Origin of the sequence: Streptomyces sp. NPDC001714, assembly GCF_042892755.1 — a bacterium.
Lineage (GTDB): Bacteria > Actinomycetota > Actinomycetes > Streptomycetales > Streptomycetaceae > Streptomyces.
The window spans coordinates 290412-311864 of the sequence record NZ_JBIAUL010000002.1 but is presented as its reverse complement, the minus strand read 5'-3'; the positions used below and the strand labels follow the sequence as shown (position 1 = coordinate 311864).

At 73.8% G+C, this 21453-nt stretch carries 13 protein-coding genes and 1 riboswitch; of the genes, 8 read left to right on the top strand and 5 right to left on the bottom strand.

The window, feature by feature from the left end:
- Nucleotides 1-25: 25 nt before the first annotated feature.
- Together ACFY0P_RS05945 and ACFY0P_RS05940 are read right to left on the bottom strand one after the other, a co-directional pair.
- Nucleotides 26-2161 carry a hypothetical protein gene (locus ACFY0P_RS05945; RefSeq protein ID WP_388907802.1) on the bottom strand — a complete coding sequence of 712 codons (2136 nt, stop codon included), beginning with the start codon at nucleotides 2159-2161 and terminating at the stop codon, nucleotides 26-28.
- 631 nt (nucleotides 2162-2792) lie between these two features.
- Nucleotides 2793-4109, bottom strand: coding sequence for a lipase family protein (locus tag ACFY0P_RS05940; RefSeq protein WP_388907800.1), 1317 nt, complete (start codon nucleotides 4107-4109; stop codon nucleotides 2793-2795).
- Nucleotides 4110-4248: 139 nt separating this feature from the next.
- Between ACFY0P_RS05940 and ACFY0P_RS05935 the strand changes: the two genes are divergently transcribed.
- On the top strand, nucleotides 4249-4374 hold the full coding sequence (locus ACFY0P_RS05935; protein WP_388907798.1) for a hypothetical protein: 126 nt from the start codon (nucleotides 4249-4251) through the stop codon (nucleotides 4372-4374).
- 6 nt (nucleotides 4375-4380) lie between these two features.
- Here ACFY0P_RS05935 and ACFY0P_RS05930 read toward each other — a convergent pair whose 3' ends face one another.
- Nucleotides 4381-6366: a DUF1996 domain-containing protein gene (locus ACFY0P_RS05930; protein WP_388908831.1), complete on the bottom strand. Its 1986-nt coding sequence runs from the start codon at nucleotides 6364-6366 to the stop codon at nucleotides 4381-4383.
- Between the two features lie 407 nt (nucleotides 6367-6773).
- A riboswitch (cyclic di-AMP (ydaO/yuaA leader) is annotated at nucleotides 6774-6952 on the top strand.
- 10 nt (nucleotides 6953-6962) lie between these two features.
- Here ACFY0P_RS05930 and ACFY0P_RS05925 point away from each other — a divergent pair.
- Nucleotides 6963-9299: a C40 family peptidase gene (locus tag ACFY0P_RS05925; protein WP_388907796.1), complete on the top strand. Its 2337-nt coding sequence runs from the start codon at nucleotides 6963-6965 to the stop codon at nucleotides 9297-9299.
- A 17-nt stretch (nucleotides 9300-9316) separates the two neighbouring features.
- On the opposite strand, the gene ACFY0P_RS05920 is transcribed toward ACFY0P_RS05925, so the two are convergent.
- Complete coding sequence (locus tag ACFY0P_RS05920) at nucleotides 9317-10375, bottom strand: NAD-dependent epimerase/dehydratase family protein (RefSeq protein WP_388907794.1); 1059 nt, start codon at nucleotides 10373-10375, stop codon at nucleotides 9317-9319.
- Between the two features lie 247 nt (nucleotides 10376-10622).
- Here ACFY0P_RS05920 and ACFY0P_RS05915 point away from each other — a divergent pair, with 247 nt between their 5' ends.
- The 5 genes from ACFY0P_RS05915 (at nucleotide 10623) to ACFY0P_RS05895 (ending at nucleotide 19259) form a co-directional block, all read left to right on the top strand.
- Nucleotides 10623-11987, top strand: a complete 1365-nt coding sequence (locus tag ACFY0P_RS05915) for an FAD-dependent oxidoreductase (protein ID WP_388907792.1) — start codon at nucleotides 10623-10625, stop codon at nucleotides 11985-11987.
- Nucleotides 11988-12292: 305 nt separating this feature from the next.
- On the top strand, nucleotides 12293-13444 hold the full coding sequence (locus tag ACFY0P_RS05910) for a hypothetical protein (RefSeq protein ID WP_388907790.1): 1152 nt from the start codon (nucleotides 12293-12295) through the stop codon (nucleotides 13442-13444).
- Between the two features lie 40 nt (nucleotides 13445-13484).
- Entirely contained in the window at nucleotides 13485-13769 is a 285-nt protein-coding gene (locus ACFY0P_RS05905; RefSeq protein ID WP_351962548.1) for a YkvA family protein, read from the top strand.
- Nucleotides 13770-13925: 156 nt separating this feature from the next.
- Complete coding sequence (locus ACFY0P_RS05900; RefSeq protein ID WP_388907788.1) at nucleotides 13926-16430, top strand: SpoIIE family protein phosphatase; 2505 nt, start codon at nucleotides 13926-13928, stop codon at nucleotides 16428-16430.
- A gap of 81 nt (nucleotides 16431-16511) precedes the next feature.
- On the top strand, nucleotides 16512-19259 hold the full coding sequence (locus tag ACFY0P_RS05895) for a SpoIIE family protein phosphatase (protein WP_388907786.1): 2748 nt from the start codon (nucleotides 16512-16514) through the stop codon (nucleotides 19257-19259).
- Nucleotides 19260-19262: 3 nt separating this feature from the next.
- Here ACFY0P_RS05895 and ACFY0P_RS05890 read toward each other — a convergent pair whose 3' ends face one another.
- On the bottom strand, nucleotides 19263-21098 hold the full coding sequence (locus ACFY0P_RS05890; RefSeq protein WP_388907784.1) for a glycoside hydrolase family 15 protein: 1836 nt from the start codon (nucleotides 21096-21098) through the stop codon (nucleotides 19263-19265).
- Nucleotides 21099-21229: 131 nt separating this feature from the next.
- Here ACFY0P_RS05890 and ACFY0P_RS05885 point away from each other — a divergent pair, with 131 nt between their 5' ends.
- Nucleotides 21230-21436 (top strand): hypothetical protein, encoded by a 207-nt coding sequence (locus ACFY0P_RS05885; protein ID WP_123979411.1) that lies wholly within the window; start codon nucleotides 21230-21232, stop codon nucleotides 21434-21436.
- The last annotated feature ends 17 nt before the right edge of the window (nucleotides 21437-21453 follow it).

Below are 21453 nucleotides of genomic sequence, written 5' to 3'. Positions count from 1 at the left end.
GGCTCCCCTGCACTCGGAGGGATGCCTAGCGCGGCAGTACCGCGCCGGCGCTTCTGTAGGCCGTGAACCGGGGACTGGACAGGACGAACCCGGGCCGTACGGCGTCGAGTTCGAGGATCTGGAGGTGCCGGGCGAGCGGTCCGTGGGCGCCGTCGAGCCGCAGCCGCAGCCGGGGGCGGGCATGGATGCGCGGCCTGCCGTGGGCACGGACCAGGGTGCGAACGGTGCTCTCGCCCCGGCGCCCGTAGAGCACCCAGTCCGCCTCGGGACAGCGGGCTCCGGGCCCTGGGCGGCCCTCCACCGAGACACCCAACTCGGGTGCGTGTACCCGCAGTTCCCGCCCCTGCAGCTCCACGTCGGCGGATCCGCCCACGGCCGGCTGGGCCCAGACCTCCTCGGCCACCGCCCGCGCCTCCTCGGTGCCGACGGCGAGCGCGACCACGTAACGCCCGGTGCGGCGCAGGTCGGCACGGCGCAGCAGGTCCGCGGCGAGGTCGTACGCGTGCGGCCGCCACAGGTCGTCGACCAGCACCGACAGGCCGAGCTCGGTGTAGGGGCCGATGGTGGTGCAGCGGTGCTCGTAGAGGGAGAGCACGGCGAGGGCGCGGCGGCCGAGCCGGGTGGGGACCATCCAGGCGACGTCGGGCAGCAGACTGCGGGCCACATCGGTGTCGACCGGGAAGCACAGGTGCGCGGCGGAGGAGTCGTAGTAGCGCACCGGCACGTCGACCGGGCCCGCCGACGTGGCGAGGCTGGTGGTGGGGACGGCCAGGAACGGGTAGCCCTCGGGCGGGCGGCCGCGGTCCCTGAGCCGGTAGACACGGGTCCTCTCGACCGGCCCGCGGTAGGGGGCGAGGGCTCGGTCGACGTCGGCCCGGGCCTGCGGGATCACCGTCTCCAGGTGGTCGATGTACACGCGGAGCAGGTGGCAGAGCGGGAACTCGCGGGTGGGGCCGGTGTAGTCGACCCGGTACCGGTTGGGATGGGGGGCGACGGGGCCGTCCAGGGCCGGGACGATGTCGTACCGGTTGGTGATGCCGGCGACCCAGGTGCGCGGGTCGGCGGGCCTGCGGTCGTCGGCCTGCGCGCCGACGGCGACCACGTGGGTGACCCGGTAGGCGCGGCAGAACTCGTCGTCCTGCGCGAGGTTCAGCAGCGCGATCCCGCCCTCGCCGTGCCCGACCAGCGCGAGGTCGGCGCCGCGCGGGATGCCGTGGTCCCGGATCGCCAGCAGGATCGAGCGGGTGTACGGCGAGTCGGTCAGGAACAGGTTGCGCCAGGCGCCGGCGAAGTCCTGCGGGGAGTCGTCGCGGGGGCGGCCGGGGGCCGTGCCGGGTGCCTGGACGACGTACCGGAGCACGCCGTCGGGGCCGCGTACCTCCTGGACGAGGACGCGGGCCTCGCCGGCGAGCGCGTCGATGTTGCGCAGGAAGCCGAGGAAGGACCCCTCGGTGACGAGGGACCGGGCCTCCTGGGCGGACAGTTCGACGGCCTGGGCGGCGCCCTCCCCCTTGTCCGTGACCGAGAGGTGGGAGGCGTCGAAGCCGGTGACCGGACCGGCGGTCAGCTCCCGGCCCGCGGCCAGCGCCCAGGCGGTCTCGTCGCTCAGCGGGTCCTCGTCCAGCAGGCCACGGACGGCGAGGAGTTCCGCCAGGATCGGGGCGAGGGCGGACAGGGAGCGCTGGGCGCCCCGGTCCTTGAGGAGGGCCCGCAGCGCGCGGACGGCCGCCTCCGGGTCTCGGTCGGCGGTGACGGCGTCCGTCAGCCGGCGCATGCCCGGGTCGTGCCCGAACTCGGGGTGGTCGACGAGTACGGCGGCGATCCTGAGCCGCAGCGAGGTGACCGCCACCAGCGCGGCCAGGCTCTCCCGGCCCAGCGCCTCCCCCGCCGCGCCGAGCAGATGGCCGACGCCGTCCGGCGCGACGATCGCCGAGCCGCCGAGGCCGTGCCGGTTGGTGAGCGTCCGCAGCAGCGCCCAGCGGGCGGCCAGGCCGGTGCGCGGGCGGCGGCGCGCGGAACCCGTCAGCGCCGGGGCGAACAGGACGGAGCTGGTCCGTGCGGAGACCTCGCGGATGCCCTCGGCGACGGCCACCACGTCACGGGCGCACTCCCGCAGCATCTCCTCCGCGGGCGGCCCGCAGGCACGGCGCTGCGCTGCCATCCGGCGCTCCCTCGGATCGACGACATGGCCTGCTCCCATCGTGGGCCCTCGATCCGGCGCCCGCACCTTCGTCCGTCCGGGTGACGTGTCCGCCGGTACGGCCGTGCTGTGCCGGTCCGGTGGCCAGTGCCCCGTGCGCGTAGGCGCCGGTGGGGCTGCCGTGCCGCCCGGGCAGGGAGTCGCCCATTGGTCGCCGAAGGGAAACCAGGACGGTTTAACTCGATCGCGTGATGACTAGCTCCCAGCCTTGCGGTTGCCTGGGCCATTCGGGCTACGGTGATCGCGTGATCTGGGACGTCGGGTACGGCGTCGGCGTACGGGGCCCCCGCTCCACCGGAGTGATGGTTCGAGGCCTCCCCGTCGCCTCTGGCCGCAGTCATACACCCAGGTCACGGAGGGAGCCGGCCTCCCGGGATCGGACCACGGACAGGATCCGTGTCGCTGCCCCGGGGTCGAGTACGCCGGGGACCAGTGCGCCCAAGACCGTTTGGGGCGTGCGGCTGAGTGGGCTCACCCCTGCTCAGTCCACAGGAACGGTGTGGTGGACGATCAGCAAGGTCACACCAGCACCCTGACGTGCGGTGGGCGCCGACTGCGACGGCGGCGGGCACCGCACGTCAGGGCTTTCCGTTCATGGCTGTACCGGCAGGCTCCAGCAGTTGGAGCCTGCCGGTACGCCGGACAGCCGGGCCGTGAGCCAGGTGATGGCGTCCCCCTGGTCGGTGAGCAGCGGTTCGAGGTGGTTCAGCAGGGCGCGGCCCGCGCCCGGCAGGATGACCGGCACATAGGTGACGTCCGCACCCTCGTCGCACCAGTCCACGGCGAGCCGCCGGGCCTGTGCGTGCGGGACGAGGTCGTCGCTGACACCGGTCGCCAGCCGGACCGGGCTCGCGGGCGCGGTCCTGCCGATGCGCTGATCGCCCAGGAAGGCCTGGAGGGCGGGCTCCTCGCCGATGACCTCGGAGATGGAGCTCCCGTCGTTCGTCCAGGCGGTGCTGTGCTGGGAGCCGTACGCGAGGAGCGCGTCGCCGACGCACATCGTCGACAGGTCGGCGAGGGCCGCCCGGCCCGCCGCGCCGAGGTGGGCGTCGACGATGGGCCGGAGCGCCGGGTCGGCCTGGACGAAGCCGTTGACCGCCCAGCCGAGGGCGCCGGCCAGGTCGCTGCCGTCGATGGCCGCGGTGACGGCGGTGAGGTCGGCGGGCGGCGCCCCGGCGTAGGTGCCGGAGAGGGTGATGTCCGGGGCGTAGGCGGGCTGGAGCTCGGCGGCCGCGGCGGTCGCGCCGCCGCCCTGGCTGTACCCGAACAGGCCCACCCGCGAGGCCGCGGTGACCGAGGCACCGGTCAGGTTCCGGGCGGCGCGCACGGCGTCGAGGACGGCGTGGGCGCCGTCGAGCCGGTTGACGTAGGTGTGGAGCCGGTCCGTGGCGCCGAGTCCTACGTAGTCGGTGACGACGACCGCGACGCCTTCGGCGAGCAACCGGTAGATCGACAGGTCCTCGTAACCTACCGACACCGTCCGGCCGTTGAGGAGCAGCGGGTACTGCAGGCCCATGGAGGCGGCGCACTGGTCGCCCTGCCCCATGGTGCCGGGGGCCAGCGCGACCAGCGGGCGGGCGCCGGGGCCGAGCCAGGGGGCGCTGGGTTCGATGTAGGCGCCGGTGACGGCGACGGGGTCGCCCGCCGAGTCGGTGGACTTGTACATCAGCCGGGTCGCGGTGCCCGGCAGCGGGCCGGACAGGCTCGGCAGGCTCAGGGCCAGCGGGAGGGGTTCGGTGCGCACGAGGGCGCCGTCGGCCGTGGGCAGGGCTGCCGGCGGGTCGTAGAAGGCGGGGATGGTGACGCCCCGGGAGACCTCCGCCCGGGAGGCCGTGGCCTGCAGGGTCTGCAGACAGAGGCAGGCGGCAGCGGCGACGGCGGTGGCCAGCAGGCGAACGCGGACAGGCATGGGGAACCTCCTGGACGTGCTGGACGTGGGAGGTGCAACGGACGTCCCCGGAGCGGCCGACGGGGCAGGTGCGGTTTACCCGACGGTAACGAGCCGCACATTACCGGCGGTAGCAGTCGTCAGGTTACGGTTCAGTAATATGACGGTCGGTCAACAGGCCCGCACGGCCCCCGCAGTAACGCGCCTGGGCGGACTCGACAGCGCGGAGCACGACGAGATGCTCCCCACGTCCGAGCCCGCCCAGGACAGACTGCGCAGCAGGTGAGAAGGGTCAGACCGAGTTCCGCTTGGTGCGCCACAGCAGCGCGGCCCCGGCGGCCAGCAGCAGCCCGCCGAAGACCGCGGGCCACAGGTGGGCGCCGGTCTCGGCGAGACCGCCCTGGACGGCCTGGGGCTCGGTCTGCGAACCGGTGGCCGGTGTCTCCTGGCCGGCCGGTACGGCGGCCGCCGTGCCGGTCGGCGCGGCGGTGCTGCCGGCCGGGGCCTCGGTGTCGGGCCGCTGCGTCGGCTCGCTGATCACACCGCCGCCCGACGACTTGGTGGTCGACGTCTTCTTCGGCGACGCGGTCGCGTAGACCCTCGGCAGCCCGGTGCCGCCGGAGCCGGAGCCGGGCGCGGTGGCGGTGGCGGTGGCGGTGGCGGTGGCGGTCTCCGTGGCCGGGGTGTCGGCCGGGGGCTCGGACGACGGCTGATCGGGGGACGGCCGGCCGGAGGACGGCTGATCGGTCGCCGGCGCGGACGGCTCGGCGCTCTGCGTCTCGGCCGGCGGGGTGACCGGGCTCGCGGTCCCGCTCGGCTCCGCGCTCTGGGACGGCGGCTGCTCGTCGGCCCCCGCACCGCACTTGCGACCGGAGTTGATGCAGTCGACCATCTTCCGCATCAGGCTCTCGTCGAAGACGTTGATGAAGTCGCCGTGGTCGGTGACCGGCTTGTGCAGCTGCTCGGGGAACGAGTCCACCGCGAACAGCGGGACCGTACGGCCGCCGTCCTGGAGGCTCGGAGCGTCCACGTCGTAGACGATGCGCTGCACCAGCTGCGGGATGGCCTGGAAACCGGCCGGGCAGCTGCCGTCGGGAGCCTCGAACGCCACGTGGGTGCGGTGGTTGGCGCTGTCGATGTTCCGGCCGTCCCAGCAGCTCTGGAACCTGAACGTGCGCACGACGTCACTGCCGGAGGGGCAGAGCGGGTACTTGTCCTTGAGCTGCCGGTCCTCGTAACCGGTGCAGCTCCAGGAGGCGTTGGCGTTGGCCGGGCCGTTGACGAACGCCTTGGCGTCGCCGGTGATGATGCGCAGCAGCCGGGGCATCTCGGTGACCTTGGAGGTCGGGTTGCCCTCGAAGGTCAGCGTGACCTCCTTCGCCGTGACGATCTGCCCCGCGTTGCCCTCGGTGCCGCCGCCCGGCTTGTCGGCGTCCCGCTCCTGCTTGCCGTTCTGCAGCCGCAGCACGGGCCAGTAGTACGTGGACTTGTCGCCCTGGTCCGCGCAGCTGGTGTCGGCGTTCGCGAGGTCCTGGTCGCTGGCGAAGGCGTTGTTGGACTGGTTGCCGATGTAGTCGTGGAAGTGGTGGGCGCCGTTGGAGACACCGGGCGCGACGATCACGTTGTCCGAGTTGAACAGGCCGTTCGCGTTGACGCCGCAGCTGGAGCTGAAGGTGCCGGTGGAGCCGCCGGGTTGCTCGGCCGGGGTCGCGACGTTCGGCTGGACGGAGGTGATGTCCGCGTAGTCGGAGGCGACCGGGCCGTTGCCGCCCTGGCCGACCGCACCGGTGCCCTGGCTCGGCGCCGCGCTGCCCTGGCCGCTCTGGCTCGGCGTGGCACTGCCCTGGGGCGTGGCCGACTGCCCGTCGCCCTGGTTCGAGGAGCGGAGGGTGCAGGCGGCGAGGTCGTCGAGGCCCTGCGGGCGGTCGCCCTCGCGGGCGATGGCGTCGGAGATGCGCTGGATCGACTCGGACCGCTTCTCCTTCAGCGGATTCATGATCGTCTCGTCGGCGAGGCCGGGGTTCTGCTCGATTGCCGCCGCGGACTGGGTGAGTTGCTGGTAGGCGGCCGCGATCTGCTGGTCCAGCTGGGCGAGTTCGCGGTCGACGTCGGCCCGGGCCGCGTCGGGCACCGCCGTCAGCCGGCTGCCGACGTCGGGGCAGTAGACCGTGGGAGCGGAGAGCACCTGGCCGGTGGCGACCTGGCCCTGCTGGTCCCCGCCGCCCTCGGTGGCCGAGGCGTAGACGTTCACCGCGACCAGTCCTCCGCCGCCGAGCATCAGGGCGACCGCTGCAAAGGTCGCGCGCTGTGCGCCGGTCGGGCGTCTGCGCCTGTTGCGTCTCAAGGTCGTTCCCCTGCGTGTCGTAGGCGGCCGGGCATGGAAATCCCCCGCCCTATACGGCCCACGGCGCCATCGTGTTCAACAGACCCACGAATTCACGGTGACCTCACAGAAAGCGCGTGCCCGGGAGCAGGGTGAACGCGACCGACGGCAACGCCCCGGTGACCCTGCGAATGCAATGGATGCGCGCGAAATGCCGTTCCGTACGGTCGAGTTCCGAACGCTAAGACGAACATCACAAATACGTATCGGACAATAGCCACTTCAACCTTCACACGAGTGACACAAGTTGGCTAAGTTGACGGGCAAGCCGCTCGGCTCCCCCCGGCGAATCCCGTCGGGCCGCGCGGCCTCCGCCGAGTCCGGTGCCCCGCAGGGGCGGATCCGGAGCCGGGGACCCAACCGAACCACTGGGGTGAATCGGCCGACCGTCCGCAAGGGCAGAGGCCGTAGGGCATGCCTTCCGGACTTCACCGCGCCCGAACCCGACAGCTAACCCGGTAGGCGGAGTACGGAAGGAGCACGACCCCTCAATGGCGCCCGAGAGCCGTGACGAGGTTCGACAGCGGATCGACAGCCTCTACGACCAGGCTGAGAACGCCACCGGGAACTACAACGCCACCCGTGCGATGAGCGGGGGCTCGCGCTCACGTGGTGTCCCGCTGTTCAAACGGCCCCGTCGCGACGACCCGGGCCTCGACAACATCGCCCGGGAGTGGTTCGAGGGAGCGCGCTCGAAGCTGGGGCCGAGCGTTCCGGCCGCGCTGCCCACCGACCGGCTGCCCAGCCGGCCCGGCCCGCGCCGGCCCGTCAGCGCCATGGCCGCCGACCTGCTCGGCCAGCTGGAGGACTCGGGCCCGGCCCGGCTGGAGCTGACCGCGGGGCCGTCCGCGCAGAGCGAGATCGAGGTCGTCCGTGAGCTGCCGGCGCGCCCGAAGCTGGAGTTGACGGCGGGGCCCGCGGCGGCGCTGCCCGCGGGGACTATGGGTGGGCCCAGGACGCTGCCCGCCGCCGCGCCGCAGCGGCCTACGCCGGGTACCTCCAAGACCAAGAACCAGCTCAAGCTCGCCAAGGCCCGCGAGATGCTGTCCCAGCGCACCGGGCAGCGGGCGGTCGCCGCCCTCGAACCCGCCCCGGCCCCGATGCCGGTCGCCCAGGCCGCTCCGCCGGCACCCAGCCCCTGGCCCACGCCCGAGGCCCCGGCGCAGCAGTGGCAGGCTCCGGCCGCCGGCATACCGAACCAGCGCACCGGCAGCGGCTCCGCCCGCACCGACTCCCTCGCCGCCACGCGCGCGCTCCCGGCGGTGACCGAGACGGGCGGCATCCCGATCGTGTCCCCGTCGGACACCGGTACCTTCCGCATCATGACCCCGGGCGGTACCGACAGCACCCCGACCCGGGCCCCGGCGGACTCGAGCGGCTTCCGCATCATGACCCCCGGCGGCGCCGACAGCACCCCGACTCAGGCCCCGGCGGACTCGAGCGGCTTCCGCATCATGACCCCCGGCGGCTCGGGCGGCGGGACCTACCAGACCGCGCCCCCCATGGACGCGGGCGCCGCCCAGGCTCCGGCCCCGTCCCCGGGGGACTCCGGCTCCTTCCGCATCATGACGCCGGGCGCCACGGGCTCGTTCCCGATGCCGACCGCGGCCGACGCGGGCGCCTTCCCGACCACGGACCCCATGAGCACGAGCGCCTTCCCGACCGCCACCCCCGCGAACAGCGGCGCCTTCCCGACCGCGGACCCCATGAGCACGAGCGTCTTCCCGACCGCGGACCCCATGAGCACGAGCGCCTTCCCGACCGCGGCGCCCGCGGTTCCCGCTGCCGCTCCCGCCCCGGCCCCGATGGACGCCGGCGGATTCCGGGTCATGTCGCCGAACGCGGCCGCCGCCTACACCGATCTGCCTCCGGCCGCCGCCTACAGCGACGTCCCCCTGGCCACCCCCGACACCGCCTACGCCGTCGGCGCGTACAGCGCAGCGGCCGCCGCCCCCGTGCCGCCCGTGGCCGCCATGCCGCCGGCCGCCCCCTTCGCCGCGGCACCCGCCGCCGACATGTCCGGCGCCTACGCGGCCGGCATGCAGCCCGCCGACGGTGCCTACGCCTACGCCGCCACCACGGCCATGCCCACGGCGACGGCAGACCCCGCCGCCGCGATGCCAACGCCGATGGGGGCACCCATGGCGGCCCCCATGGCCATGCCCGCCGCCGCGATGCCGACGCCCATGCCGGCACCGATGGCGGCACCCATGACGGCACCCCCCGCACCGGCGACGGCCGCGGTGCCGACGGCCATGACCGCGCCGCCCGAGGCGATGATGATGGCCGCGCCCACCATGGCGATGCCCACGGCCGCCCCGGCCCCGGTCGTCACCGCCCCGCTCCCCACCACCCCCCTGCCGACCGCACCCCCGCAGGTCCCCGCCCCGGTGGCCACCGCAGCCGCGCCCGCACCGGGCGCCTACGCCGAACCCGGGGTCTTCCTCCAGCCGGGCGTCACGGCCGAGCCGGGCAAGGCCATGAAGGCGCTGGCGTTCGCGCGGGAGCAGATCGGCCGGCCGTGCGTCTGGGGGGCGACCGGGCCGGGGGCGTACGACTGCTCCAGCCTGACCCAGGCCGCCTGGCGCGCCGCCGGCGTCACGCTGCCGCGCACCGCGCCGGAACAGACCCTGGCCGGCACCCCGATCACGCTGGCCGCGATCGAGCCCGGCGACCTGGTCTTCTTCTTCGACGACGACAGCCACGTCGGGATCTACGCGGGCGGCGGCGCGATGGTGCACGCGCCGAGTCCCGGGGCGCTCATCCGCGAGGAGTCGATCTACAACGCCGGGGAGTCGGCGATCCACCGGGTGATCCGCCCGGCCTGACCCCCTGGCCGTCGGGGTCAGACCCTCCGCCGCCGGGTGCGCCAGCTCTCGTGGTGGTCCAGGAGGGTCTCCTCGACGGGCCGGTAGGCAAGGCCCAGTTCGTGGACGCTGCGGCCGTTGTCGACGCGGAAGCGGATGCCGAGGTGCTTGCGTATGTAGTCCTGGGTGAGGCCGAAGAGCGGGCCCAGGACCCGTACCGGCCCGTGCGGAAGCGCGGTGCGTGGCAGGCGGGGGTCCCAGGGGTGGCGGCTGCGGATGATCCGGGACATCTCGTGGAAGGACGTCATCGTCTCGTGGGCCACGATGTAACGCCCCCTGGCCGCGGGGTTCTCCGCCGCCGCGATGTGCGCGTCGGCCACGTCGCGGACGTCCGCGGTGGTGAAGCTGAAGTCCGGGGCGCCGTAGCAGAAGTAGCCCTTGAACAGCTCGTCGAGCAGGAAGAGGCTGCCGGACTCGGAGGCGGGCGTGAGGGAAGGGCCCAGGATCAGGCCGGGGTTGATCGAGACCATGCGCCAGCGGTCCTGGGCGGCCTCGGCGTCCCAGGCGGCCCGCTCGGCGACCGTCTTGGCGTAGTGGTAGGGGTTGTTCGCCACCGTGCTGGTGGTGTTGAAGTACTTCTCCGTCAGGACCTCGCCCGCCATCGCGCGGACGTCTGCGTAGTCGCCGAAGATCGCGCCCACGGTGGAGGTGAAGACCAGGGTCTCCACCTCCGGCGTGCGCTCCACGCTGCCGAGCACGTTGCGGGTGCCGAGCAACGCCGGGTCCACCAGGTCCCGTTGACCGTCCTTGATCCGTTCCGGCATCAGGAACGGCGAGGCGACGTGGAAGACGGTCGCGCAGCCGCGGAACGCCTCGTCGAAGGACCCGTCCGCCAGCAGGTCCGCCTCGAACAGGGTGAGTCGGCCGGGGAAGGCCTCCTGCAGCTCCCACAGGGGCCGTACCTTCGCCGCGTCGGACGCGCGGCGGACCGTCGCCCGGACCCCGTACCCTCGCTCCAGCAGCCGCCGCACCAGATGGCTCCCGACGAATCCGCTGCCGCCGGTCACCGCGACGGCCGTCTCCCCGCGTGCCTCCACGCTCTCACCCCTCGCCCTCCGGCCACCGCGCCTCGGTGCGCCGCAGAGGACAGGTTGGTGCATGCGCCGGGCACCCGCCAAGCACCGGGAGGCCGCCATGACGTCCCGGAAGCCATAAGCCGGACCCGATACACGTCATAAGATCGGCTTATGAGGTCATAGAGCGGACCCGCGTACTAACTTAGGACTGCCTTAGCTTAGGCTTCCCGTTCGAGATCGCTTGTCCTCACTCGAAGGGAACCTGATCATGCCGCGCCCCCTGCGGGTAGCCATCGTCGGAGCCGGCCCCGCCGGGATCTACGCCGCCGACGCCCTGCTCAAGTCCACGGTGGCCGCCGAGCCCGGCGTGTCCATCGACCTCTTCGAGCGGATGCCCGCCCCGTTCGGCCTGATCCGCTACGGCGTCGCCCCCGACCACCCGCGCATCAAGGGCATCATCACGGCCCTGCACCAGGTGCTCGACAAGCCGCAGATCCGCCTCTTCGGCAACGTGGACTACCCGACCGACATCAGCCTCGACGACCTGCGTTCCTTCTACGACGCGGTGATCTTCTCGACGGGCGCGACCGCCGACCGCGAGCTGCGGATACCCGGCATCGAACTGGACGGCTCCTACGGCGCCGCCGACTTCGTCTCCTGGTACGACGGCCACCCGGACGTGCCGCGCACCTGGCCGCTGGAGGCGGAGAAGGTCGCCGTCCTCGGCGTCGGCAACGTGGCCCTCGACGTGGCCCGCATCCTCGCCAAGACCGCCGACGAACTGCTCCCGACGGAGATCCCGCCGAACGTCCACGAGGGCCTCAAGGCCAACAAGGCCCTCGAAGTACACGTCTTCGGCCGCCGCGGCCCGGCGCAGGCGAAGTTCTCCCCGATGGAGCTGCGGGAGCTGGACCACTCCCCCAACATCGAGGTCATCGTCGATCCCGAGGACATCGACTACGACAAGGGCTCGATCGAGACCCGGCGCGGCAACAAGCAGGCCGACATGGTCGCCAAGACCCTGGAGAACTGGGCGATCCGCGACGTCGGCGACCGCCCGCACAAGCTCTTCCTGCACTTCTTCGAGTCCCCGGCCGAGATCCTCGGCGAGGACGGCAGGGTCACCGGGCTGCGCACCGAGCGCACCGCCCTCGACGGCACCGGAAACGTCAAGGGCACCGGCGAGTTCAAGGACTGGGACGTCACCGCGGTCTACCGCGCGGTCGGCTACCTCTCCGACAAGCTGCCCAAGCTGCCCTGGGACATCGAGTCGGGCACCGTCCCGGACGAGGGCGGCCGGGTCATCGAGGAGTCCGGCAGCCACCTCCGGTCGACCTACGTCACCGGCTGGATCCGGCGCGGCCCGGTCGGCCTCATCGGCCATACCAAGGGCGACGCCAACGAGACGGTGTCCAACCTGCTGGACGACTACGCCAACGGTCGCCTGCACACCCCCGAGGCGCCCGCGCCGGAGGCCGTGGACGCCTTCCTCGCCGAGCGCGACGTCCGCTTCACCACCTGGGAGGGCTGGTACAGGCTGGACGCCGCCGAGAAGGCGCTGGGCGAGCCGCAGGGCCGCGAGCGCGTCAAGCTCGTGGAGCGCGAGGACATGCTCCGCGAGAGTGGCGCATGACGCAGCGCTGATACGTGAGCACTGAGGGAGGGGCCGGGCGGAGCGCCGCCGGCCCCTCTCCCACGCGGCCGGGCGGCGTGAACGGGGCCCGCCCCTAGCGGATGGGCGGGCGGGCCCCGTTCGCCGCACCATTGTGCGGGGCGGGCCGGAACACGGGCACGGGTGAACCGGCGTCGTATGGCGCACTCGGTTCGCACCCCGGGTGCGGGGCGCACTCGACGCGCGCGGGCGGCCCCGCCCTATGAGACACGCTCCCGGGCGGCGATACTGGAGCACGCACTCCTCTCCCACCAGCAGATTGGCCCATGTCGAACTCCGCCACCGACCGTGCCGTCCTTCCGCCGACCGTCTGGGCCGCCCGCGGCCGTCACACGGGTCCGGACTCCGAGGAGGTGATCCGCAGGATCCTGCGCAGCCGCAAGGAGTCCGGTGCCCTCGACGACTTCGCGGAACCCGCCGTGCCCGAGAACTCCGCCCGGCGCGTCCTCGAGGCCCGCTGGCGCGTCGACGACGGCACCGTGACGGTGCGCGCCCGGCTGGCCCTCGCCGTCGACCCGCAGGGCCGGCAGGCGGGCCGGGAGTGGCAGCTGGTCGCCGAGGCCGACCGCCCCTGGGACGAGGCCTGGCCCTCCCCGGCGGCGATGTTCTGGCCCGACGGCGAGGAGGCCGGTGACGGCGGCGAGGCCGCCTGGGACTACCACCCGGTCGTGGCCGGGGTCAGACTCCGCACGGTCAACCCGCTGCCCGCCGACGACAAGGACATGCGCCGCGTGCTGCGGGACGCGGCGAAGGACGCCTGGTGCGTCAACCTCGTCGTGCACGAGGCGATGACCCCCGACGCGCTCGGCCGGCTGCCGCTGGTCCGGCAGCTGCCGCCGGGCCTCGCGCACCGCGTCGTGGAGCACCGGGCCGCGCCCCAGCAGTTCCGTGCCGTCAACTGGGCGCTGCGCGACCTCGGTGTCGAGGTCCCGCGGGGCGGCGCCGTGCTGCTGCCCCCGGACCCGGCGCCGTCGGGCTACGACGCGCAGGGGTACGCGGTGCGCAGCGTCTTCCTGGACGGCTCGGAGCCCACCGAACTGATCGCCGCCGTGCGCCGGTTCGCCGCGCTTCCGAAGCCCGCGCCGCAGGGCGCCGAGGAGGCGCTGGCCGATCTGCGGGACAACTGGACCCTGATGACCCTGGAGGAGGAGCTGGCCCGCGAACGGGGGCGGGTCGCGCAGTACGCCGAGGCGCTGGAGGCCATGACCAGGTCCCGCGACCTGTACCGGGAGGCCGCCGAGCGGGCCGACGAGGCGCTCGCCGCTCTCCGCGACAACCCCGCCCCGGCCGCCCCGGCACCCCAACCCGCCTCTCCCTTCCAGCAGTTGACCCGCGCCTTCAAGGGGCTGCGGACCCCGAAGGAGAGCGCCGAACCCGCGGCCATGCCCGAGGACGAAACCGGGAAGACGGACCAGTGAGAGACCCCGGGCCGGATCGGGGCCGGACGACAGGACAGCCATGGACACCACCACGACCGTGCTCGTGATCTGCGCGATCGTCGCCGCGGCTCTGCTGGCCGGCGCCGTCGCCGTGCTCGTACGGCTGGTCCGCACCCGGCGCACCCTGCGCCGGGCCGGGCTGCCGACCGGCTCGCGCTGGGTGTTCTGGGGCGCCGTTCTGTATCTGGTGCTCCCCACCGACCTGCTGCCCGACCCGATCTACCTGGACGACATCGGCGTCCTCCTGCTGGCCCTGCGCTCGATGCGCGCGGCCCTGCCGGCTGCGGAGGAGCCGGAGCTCTGACCCGCCGCCGTCCACCTGACGGGCGTCCGCCGTGACGGCCCGGGCGGTGCCGGCGGGGCGCCGAGCGGATCGTGTCGCGGGGGTGCGTTTTCGGGCCGTCGTGACGCATTCTTGCTGTGTCACCCACCCGGCGGTGCGCGGACGAGGCAGGACCCGATGAACGGGAGCGGCGAGCACGTGGGCCGGGCGCGTGAGCGGCTGACCGCGCTGCTGGTCGAGGCCTCGACCGGCGCCCTGGGCGCGGCGGGCGCCCACGTCGCCGGGGTGTACCTGCGCTCCGGCACCCCCGGGCTGCTGCGGCTGGCCACGCTGGTGGGACTCCCCGGGCCGCTGTTCAGACCCTGGTGGCGGCTGCACGTGGACCGGCCGTTCCCGGTCGCGGACGCCTACCGGCTCGGGACGCGGGTGGTGCTCCCCAACGCCACCGAGATGGTGCGCCGCTATCCCCAGTTCGCGGCGGGCCTGCCGTTCCAGTTCGGTTCGGTGTACACGCCCGTGCCCGGGACGGAGCCGTCCTTCGGGGTGCTCACCGTGCTGCTTCCCGGTACCGCGGACACCGTGGACGAGCTGCCGGACCTGGACCGGCTGTCCCGGCTGGCCGAGCGGCTGGGGACCGGGCTGCGCGAACTGGTGGCCGAGGAGGGCGACGCGGCGGTCGCCTGGGAGGGCGAGCCGGTGTGCGTACGGCCGCCCGCGCCCCGGCCCGGGGCGGCCCGGGTGGGCCGATTCACCTGGGATCCGGCCACCTCGGCGGTGCACGCGGACGACCGGCTGCACGCCCTGCTCGGCATGGCGCCGGGGGACTTCCCCGGTACCGGCGCCGAGCTGGCCGTGGCCGTGACGCCCGACGACGCGGGCGACGTGCTGACCGCGCTGCACGAGACCGCGGCCGGCAAGCCGCCGCACGCCCCGCTGCGGGTGCGGGCCGCGGACGGCGCCCCGCTGCTGCTGGAGCTGTGGCCGCCGCCCGGCGCCGTCGACCCGTCGCTGGTCTCCGGGATCGTCGTCGACCCGGGCCCGTCCGCCGCCGCGGACGGAGCGGCCGATCTGCTCCCCGAGGGCGTCTTCTGCCTGGACCGCTCCGGGGTCGTCCGCTACGCCAACCCGGCGGTCGTCCGGCTGGCCGGCCGGACACGCTCCGAGCTGCTCGGCCGGTCCGTCTGGGAGGCGATGCCGTGGCTGGGCGGGCCGCCGTACGACGACCACTGGCGTGGTGCGCTGCTCGCCAGCGGCCCGGTGCACTTCCAGGTCAGGCGCGGGGACGCCGCCGACGGCGACTTCCTCGCCCTGTCCGTGCACCCGGGAGCGGACCTGGTCACCTGCACGGTCGTCCCGGCCAACCGGATCGACCCGTCCGTGCACCTGCCCCCGGCGGCCGAGCCGGGCACGGCGGCCCTGCTCGGGCGGCCCGGCGGTCCCTCCATGGCGCCGCTGTACCGGCCGATCGCCCTGGCGATCGCGCTGACCGACGCGGTGACCGCCCGGCAGGTCTCCGCGGTGGTGACGCAGGAGCTGCTCCCCGCGTTCGGCGGCCGTCGGCTGGCCATCTACCTGCTCCAGGACCGGCATTTCTACCTGGCCTGGGAGAACGGCTTCCCGCCGGGCTTCCTCGCCCCGTTCGACGGGGTCGGCCTGGACGCCCACATCCCCGGCGTCGAGGCTCTCACCACCGGCAAGCCGCTGTTCTTCGAGTCGATGCGGCGGCTGGCGGACACCTACCCGGGCCTCGCCCTGGACGCCGACGTGGGCGCCCGTGCCTTCCTGCCGCTGATCGCCTCGGGGCGCCCGGTCGGCACCTGCATCCTCGGCTTCGAGGCCGAGCGCGGCTTCAGCACCGAGGAGCGCACCGTCCTCATGGCGCTCGCGGGCCTGATCGCGCACGCGATGGAGAAGGCCCGGCGCTACGACAGCGAGGCCGCGCTCGCCCGCGGACTCCAGCAGGCACTGCTGCCCCGGAGGCTGTCGGCGCACCCGCAGGTGGAGACCGCGGGCCGGTATCTGCCGGGCACCCAGGGCATGGACGTGGGCGGCGACTGGTACGACGTCGTCGGGGCGGGCGACGGCCTCGCCCTGGTCATCGGCGACGTCCAGGGGCACGGCGTGCAGGCGGCCGCCACCATGGGGCAACTGCGCAGCGCGGTCCGGGCGTTCGCGCTCAGCGACCGGCCGCCCGACGAGGTGCTGAGCGGCACCAACCGGCTGCTCATCGACCTCGACCCGGGCCAGTTCGCGAGCTGCTGCTACCTGCGTCTGGACCCCGCCACCGGGCGCGCCCGGATCGCCCGGGCCGGTCATCCGCCGCCCCTGCTGCGCGCCCCGGACGGCCGCACCCGTGTCCTGGAGGTCCCCGGCGGTGTCGTGCTGGGCGTGGACCCGCGGGCCCGGTATCCGGTGACCGAGCTGGAGCTGGCGCCGGACGCGATCCTCGCCCTGTACACGGACGGGCTGGTGGAGCGGCCGGGCGCCGACATCGACGACGGCATCGCGGCGCTGGGGGCGGCCCTGGCCGAGGCCGGGGCGGCGCCGGGGCGGCGCGGCGGCCGTACCCTCACCGGGGTGGCCGACCGGCTCACCGCGATGGCCCGGCACGCCACCGACCGCCCCGACGACGTGGCGCTGCTCCTGGCCACCCGCCGTCCGGGGCCCGCGGGCCGGGCGTGATCGGGACACAACGGGGTATCGCCCCGGTTACCTCCGGGCACGCTCTCGCCTCGCGGGGCCCGGCAGTGTAGACATGGGCTCATGGTCCGTCAGCCCGGCCGGTCCGACACTCGGCCGTCCCGTTCCGGGACTCCGCGCGCGCCGCTCGCCCAGCGGGAGCGGGAGCCGAGCGGGCCGGGGCGTATCCGGTCCGGACGGCTGTGGTCGGCGCTGAGCGGACGCAGCGTGGCCGGACAGGTCTTCTTCCTGCAAGTGGTGATCGTGCTGCTGCTGATCGTGTCGGCCCTGGTGGCCCTGGTGCTCCAGGAACGGCACAACAGCAGCACGGAGGCCCGCAACCGGTCCCTGGCCGTCGCCCAGACCTTCGCCGATGCCCCCGGCACGGCGGCGGCGCTGCGGCTGCCCGACCCGACGACGGCGCTCCAGCCGCGCGCGGAGGCGGCCCGCAAGGCGACGGGCGTGGACTTCATCGTCGTCATGAACACCGACGGGATCCGGTACACACACCCCAAGCCGGACCGCATCGGCAAGAAGTTCGTCGGGAACATCGGGCCCGCGCTGGCCGGCGGGGCCGTCACCGAGGAGGTCCACGGCACCATCGGGGAGCTGGTGCAGGCCGTGGTCCCGGTCCGGGACGCGAACGGCACGGTGGTGGGCCTGGTGTCGGCCGGCATCACCACCGCGCACGTGGGCGGCACGGCCCACCAGCAGCTGCCGCTGCTGCTGACCGCGGCCGCCGCGGCGCTGGCCCTGGCGACGGCGGGCACCGCGCTGGTCAGCCGGCGGCTGCTGCGCCAGACGCACGGTCTCGGCCCGGACGAGATGACCCGGATGTACGAGCACCACGACGCGGTGCTGCACTCCGTGCGGGAGGGTGTCCTGATCGTCGGCGGCGACGACCGGCTGATGCTCGCCAACGACGAGGCGCAGCGACTGCTGGACCTGCCCGCGGATGCCGAGGGCCGCCGGATCCTGGACCTCGGCCTGGACGCGGAGACGGCGACGCTGATCGCCTCGGGGCGCGTCGCCACCGACGAGGTGCACCTGGTCAAGGACCGGCTGCTGGCCGTCAACCAGCGCGCCATCGAGGTGCGCGGCCGGCCGCCCGGCAGCGTCGTCACCCTGCGCGACTCCACCGAGCTGCGCGCCCTCTCCGGTCGCGCCGAGGTGGCCCGCGAGCGCCTGAACATGCTGTACGACGCGGGGGTGGGCATCGGCACCAGCCTGGACGTCACCCGTACCGCCGAGGAGCTCGCCGAGCTGGCCGTGCCGCGGTTCGCGGACTACGCCACCGTCGACCTGTACGAGGCGGTCCTCAAGGGCGAGGAGCCGAAGCCCGGGGACGCGCTGCGCCGGGTGGCGTTCACCGGCATCCGCAAGGACGCCCCGCTGTACCCGGTCGGCGAGCGGTTCCAGTTCGTGCCGTCCTCGCCGCAGGGCCGGAGTCTGCAGACCGGCGAGTCGGTCGTCGAGCCGCGGCTGCGGGACTCGCCCGGCTGGCGGGTCCAGGACGTGGAGCTGACCGGCCGGATCCTGGAGTTCGGCATCCACTCGCTGATCACGGTGCCGCTGCGGGCCGGGAACATGGTGCTGGGCCTGGCCAACTTCTGCCGCTCGGAGAAGCTCGCCCCCTTCGACACCGAGGAGCTGGCCCTCGCGGAGGAGCTGGTGGCCCGCGCGGCCGTCTCCATCGACAACGCCCGCCGCTACACGCGTGAGCACAGCATGGCGGTCACCCTGCAGCGCAGTCTGCTGCCACGCAGCCTGCCCGCGCAGAGCGCCCTGGACATCGCCTACCGCTATCTGCCGGCCCAGTCGGGCGTGGGCGGGGACTGGTTCGACGTGCTGCCGCTGTCCGGGGCCCGGGTGGCGCTGGTGGTCGGTGACGTGGTGGGGCACGGGCTGCACGCGGCGGCGACCATGGGGCGGCTGCGCACCGCGGTGCACAACTTCACGGCGCTGGACCTGCAACCGGACGAACTGCTGGGCCTGCTGGACGAGTTGGTGGGCCGCATCGACCAGGACGAGATCCCCGCGGACGAGGCGGACACCGCGGCCACGATCACCGGGGCTACCTGTCTGTACGCGATCTACGACCCGGTGTCGCGGCGCTGCACGGTGGCCCGGGCCGGTCATCCGCCGCCCGCGCTGGTCGGCCCGGACGGCGGCGTGGAGTTCGCGGACGTGCCGGCCGGTCCGCCGCTGGGCGTGGGCGGGCTGCCCTTCGAGACGGCCGAGCTGGAGCTGCCGGCGGGCAGCAGCCTGGTCCTGTACACCGACGGGCTGGTGGAGGACAGGCAGCGGGACATCGACGAGGGGCTCGAACTGCTCGCCGGCGCCCTGGAGTCGGCGGCCGGCGGCACCCCGGAGGAGACCTGCGCGGCGGTCCTGGAGCGGCTGCCGGCCCGGCCCAGCGACGACGTGGCGCTGATCGTCGCCCGGACCCGGGCGCTCGGCGCGGACCGGATCGCCGCATGGCAGGTGCCGTCCGATCCGGCGGCCGTCTCCGAGGTGCGGTCCAAGGTGACCCGTCAGCTGGCCGACTGGGACCTGGACGAGCTGTCGTTCACCACCGAGCTGATCCTCAGCGAGCTGGTCACCAACGCCATCCGGCACGGCCGAGCACCGATCGGGGTACGGCTGCTGCGCGACCGGACGCTGATCTGCGAGGTCTCCGACGGCAGCACCACCTCCCCGCACCTGCGGTACGCGGCGAGCACCGACGAGGGCGGCCGGGGCCTGTTCCTGGTCGCGCAGCTGGCCGAGCGCTGGGGTACCCGCTACACGCCCGCCGGGAAGGTCATCTGGGCGGAGCAGCCGCTGCCGTGACCCTCAGCCGAGCGCGCGGTCCAGGTTGAAGGCGGCGCTGATGAGGGAGAGATGGGTGAACGCCTGCGGGAAGTTGCCCTGCTGCTCGCCGGTGCGGCCGATCTCCTCGGCGTACAGCCCGAGATGGTTGGCGTAGGTGAGCATCTTCTCGAAGGCGAGCCGGGCCTCGTCCACGCGCCCGGCGCGCACCAGGGCCTCCACGTACCAGAAGGAGCAGATGGAGAAGGTGCCCTCGTCGCCGCGGAGCCCGTCGGGGCTGGCCTGCGGGTCGTAGCGGTAGACGAGGGAGTCGGAGACCAGGTCCTCGGTGAGGGCGTCCAGGGTGGACAGCCACTTGGGGTCGGTCGGGGCGATGAACTTGGCCAGGGGCATCATCAGGAGCGAGGCGTCGAGGACGTCCCCGCCCTCGTGCTGGACGAAGGCGCCGCGCCGCTCGGACCAGCCGCGATCCATGATCCAGCGGTAGATGGTGTCGCGGCACTGCAGCCAGCGGGGCAGGTCGGCGGGCAGGCCGCGCCGGTTGGCGAGGCGGATCGCCCGCTCGATGGCGACCCAGCACATCAGCCGCGAGTAGAGGAAGTTCTTCCGGCCGCCCCGGGTCTCCCAGACGCCCTCGTCGGGCTGGTCCCAGTGGTCGCACACCCAGCCCACGAGTCGGGTGACGTCGTCCCACTGGGCGCTGGAGATGGGCTCGGCCCACTTGTCGTAGAGGTAGATCGAGTCGATGAGGGCGCCGTAGATGTCGAGCTGGAGCTGGCCGGCCGCGCCGTTGCCGACCCGGACCGGGGCGGAGCCGCAGTGGCCCTCCAGGTGGGTCAGCTCGCGTTCGGGCAGGTCGGAGCGGCCGTCGATGCCGTACATGATCTGCAGCGGGCCGGAGGCGAAGCCGTCGCCTGGGCTGATGTAGGTGGTCACGAACTTCATGAAGGCGGCGGCCTCGCTGCTGAAGCCGAGCCGCAGCAGGGCGTAGACGGCGAAGGCGGCGTCGCGGATCCAGACGTAGCGGTAGTCCCAGTTGCGTTCGCCGCCGACCTGCTCGGGCAGGCTGGTGGTGGGCGCGGCGACGATGGCGCCGGTGGGGGCGTAGGTGAGCAGCTTCAGGGTGAGCGCGGAGCGGTGCACCATCTCGCGCCAGCGGCCCCGGTAGCGGGACTGGTGGAGCCAGCGCCGCCAGTAGCAGACCGTGGTCTCGAACTGCCGCTCGGCCTCGGCACGGGCGCAGCCGCGGGGGGCGATGTCCTCGCCGGCCTGGTCGAGGGCGAAGACGGCGGACTCGCCCTCGGAGACCTTGAAGTCGGCGCAGGCGTCCGGGCCGTCGCTCTCCAGGGCCACCGTGGAGGTGAGCAGCAGGGACATGTCCGCGGACTCGAACAGCGCGGTGTCACCGAGCGTGCGCAGGGTGTGCGGGTCGGCGCCGTAGTTGAAGCGGGGGGCCACCCGGACCCGGAAGGGCACGGTGCCGCGCACGCACAGCACCCGGCGGATCAACCGGTGCCGCGCGCACTCGGCCGACTCGCCCGCCACCGGCATGAAGTCCTGGACCTCGCCGACGCCCTCGTCGGTGTAGAACCGGGTGATCAGCACGTTGGTGTCGGGGAAGTAGAACTGCTTGGTGCGGGCCGGTACGGCGGCGGCCAGCGCGAAGAAGCCGCCGCGTTCGGCGTCCAGGACGGCGGCGAAGACGCTGGGGGCGTCGAAGGACGGGCTGCAGTACCAGTCGATCGTGCCGTTGCTGCCGACCAGGGCCACGCTGCGCAGGTCGCCGATCAGTCCGTGCTCGGCGATCGGCAGGTAGCGGGGGCTCCCGGGCGCATTCTGGTACAACAGCTGCTCGGCCATCGTGACGGCCTCCCCGGTACGGATGTACGGTCACCTTACAGCTTGAAAGGGGCGAATTGCCTCCCGGGATGCGGGGTGCGGCCGGGCAGGCAATCGTGAGAGTGTGCACCCCGCTCCGCGAAGGAGGGACCATGTCGACCTCAGAACCCGAAGCGTCCCGGCCGTCCGACGACCGCGCCACCCCGGACTCCCTGCTGCACAGCGCCCCCGGCACCGGGGTGGCGCCCGAAGACCTGGTGATGGCGTCCGGCCGGGACGTCACCCCGGCCACGCTGGAATGGGCCAGGAAGAAGATGGAGCGCGAGGGACCGAACTGCATCGAGCGGCTCCTGCCCTGACGGCGGCGGCCCCCGGG

What these genes read in the sequence shown, in the direction of transcription:
- ACFY0P_RS05885 (WP_123979411.1), top strand. Translation starts at nt 21,230, where the DNA reads ATGTCGACCTCAGAACCCGAAGCGTCCCGGCCGTCCGACGACCGCGCC.
- ACFY0P_RS05925 (WP_388907796.1), top strand. Translation starts at nt 6,963, where the DNA reads ATGGCGCCCGAGAGCCGTGACGAGGTTCGACAGCGGATCGACAGCCTC.
- ACFY0P_RS05935 (WP_388907798.1), top strand. Translation starts at nt 4,249, where the DNA reads ATGACGGTCGGTCAACAGGCCCGCACGGCCCCCGCAGTAACGCGCCTG.
- ACFY0P_RS05905 (WP_351962548.1), top strand. Translation starts at nt 13,485, where the DNA reads ATGGACACCACCACGACCGTGCTCGTGATCTGCGCGATCGTCGCCGCG.
- ACFY0P_RS05940 (WP_388907800.1), bottom strand. Translation starts at nt 4,109, where the DNA reads ATGCCTGTCCGCGTTCGCCTGCTGGCCACCGCCGTCGCCGCTGCCGCC.
- ACFY0P_RS05910 (WP_388907790.1), top strand. Translation starts at nt 12,293, where the DNA reads ATGTCGAACTCCGCCACCGACCGTGCCGTCCTTCCGCCGACCGTCTGG.
- ACFY0P_RS05930 (WP_388908831.1), bottom strand. Translation starts at nt 6,366, where the DNA reads ATGCTCGGCGGCGGAGGACTGGTCGCGGTGAACGTCTACGCCTCGGCC.
- ACFY0P_RS05890 (WP_388907784.1), bottom strand. Translation starts at nt 21,098, where the DNA reads ATGGCCGAGCAGCTGTTGTACCAGAATGCGCCCGGGAGCCCCCGCTAC.
- ACFY0P_RS05895 (WP_388907786.1), top strand. Translation starts at nt 16,512, where the DNA reads ATGGTCCGTCAGCCCGGCCGGTCCGACACTCGGCCGTCCCGTTCCGGG.
- ACFY0P_RS05900 (WP_388907788.1), top strand. Translation starts at nt 13,926, where the DNA reads ATGAACGGGAGCGGCGAGCACGTGGGCCGGGCGCGTGAGCGGCTGACC.
- ACFY0P_RS05915 (WP_388907792.1), top strand. Translation starts at nt 10,623, where the DNA reads ATGCCGCGCCCCCTGCGGGTAGCCATCGTCGGAGCCGGCCCCGCCGGG.
- ACFY0P_RS05945 (WP_388907802.1), bottom strand. Translation starts at nt 2,161, where the DNA reads ATGGCAGCGCAGCGCCGTGCCTGCGGGCCGCCCGCGGAGGAGATGCTG.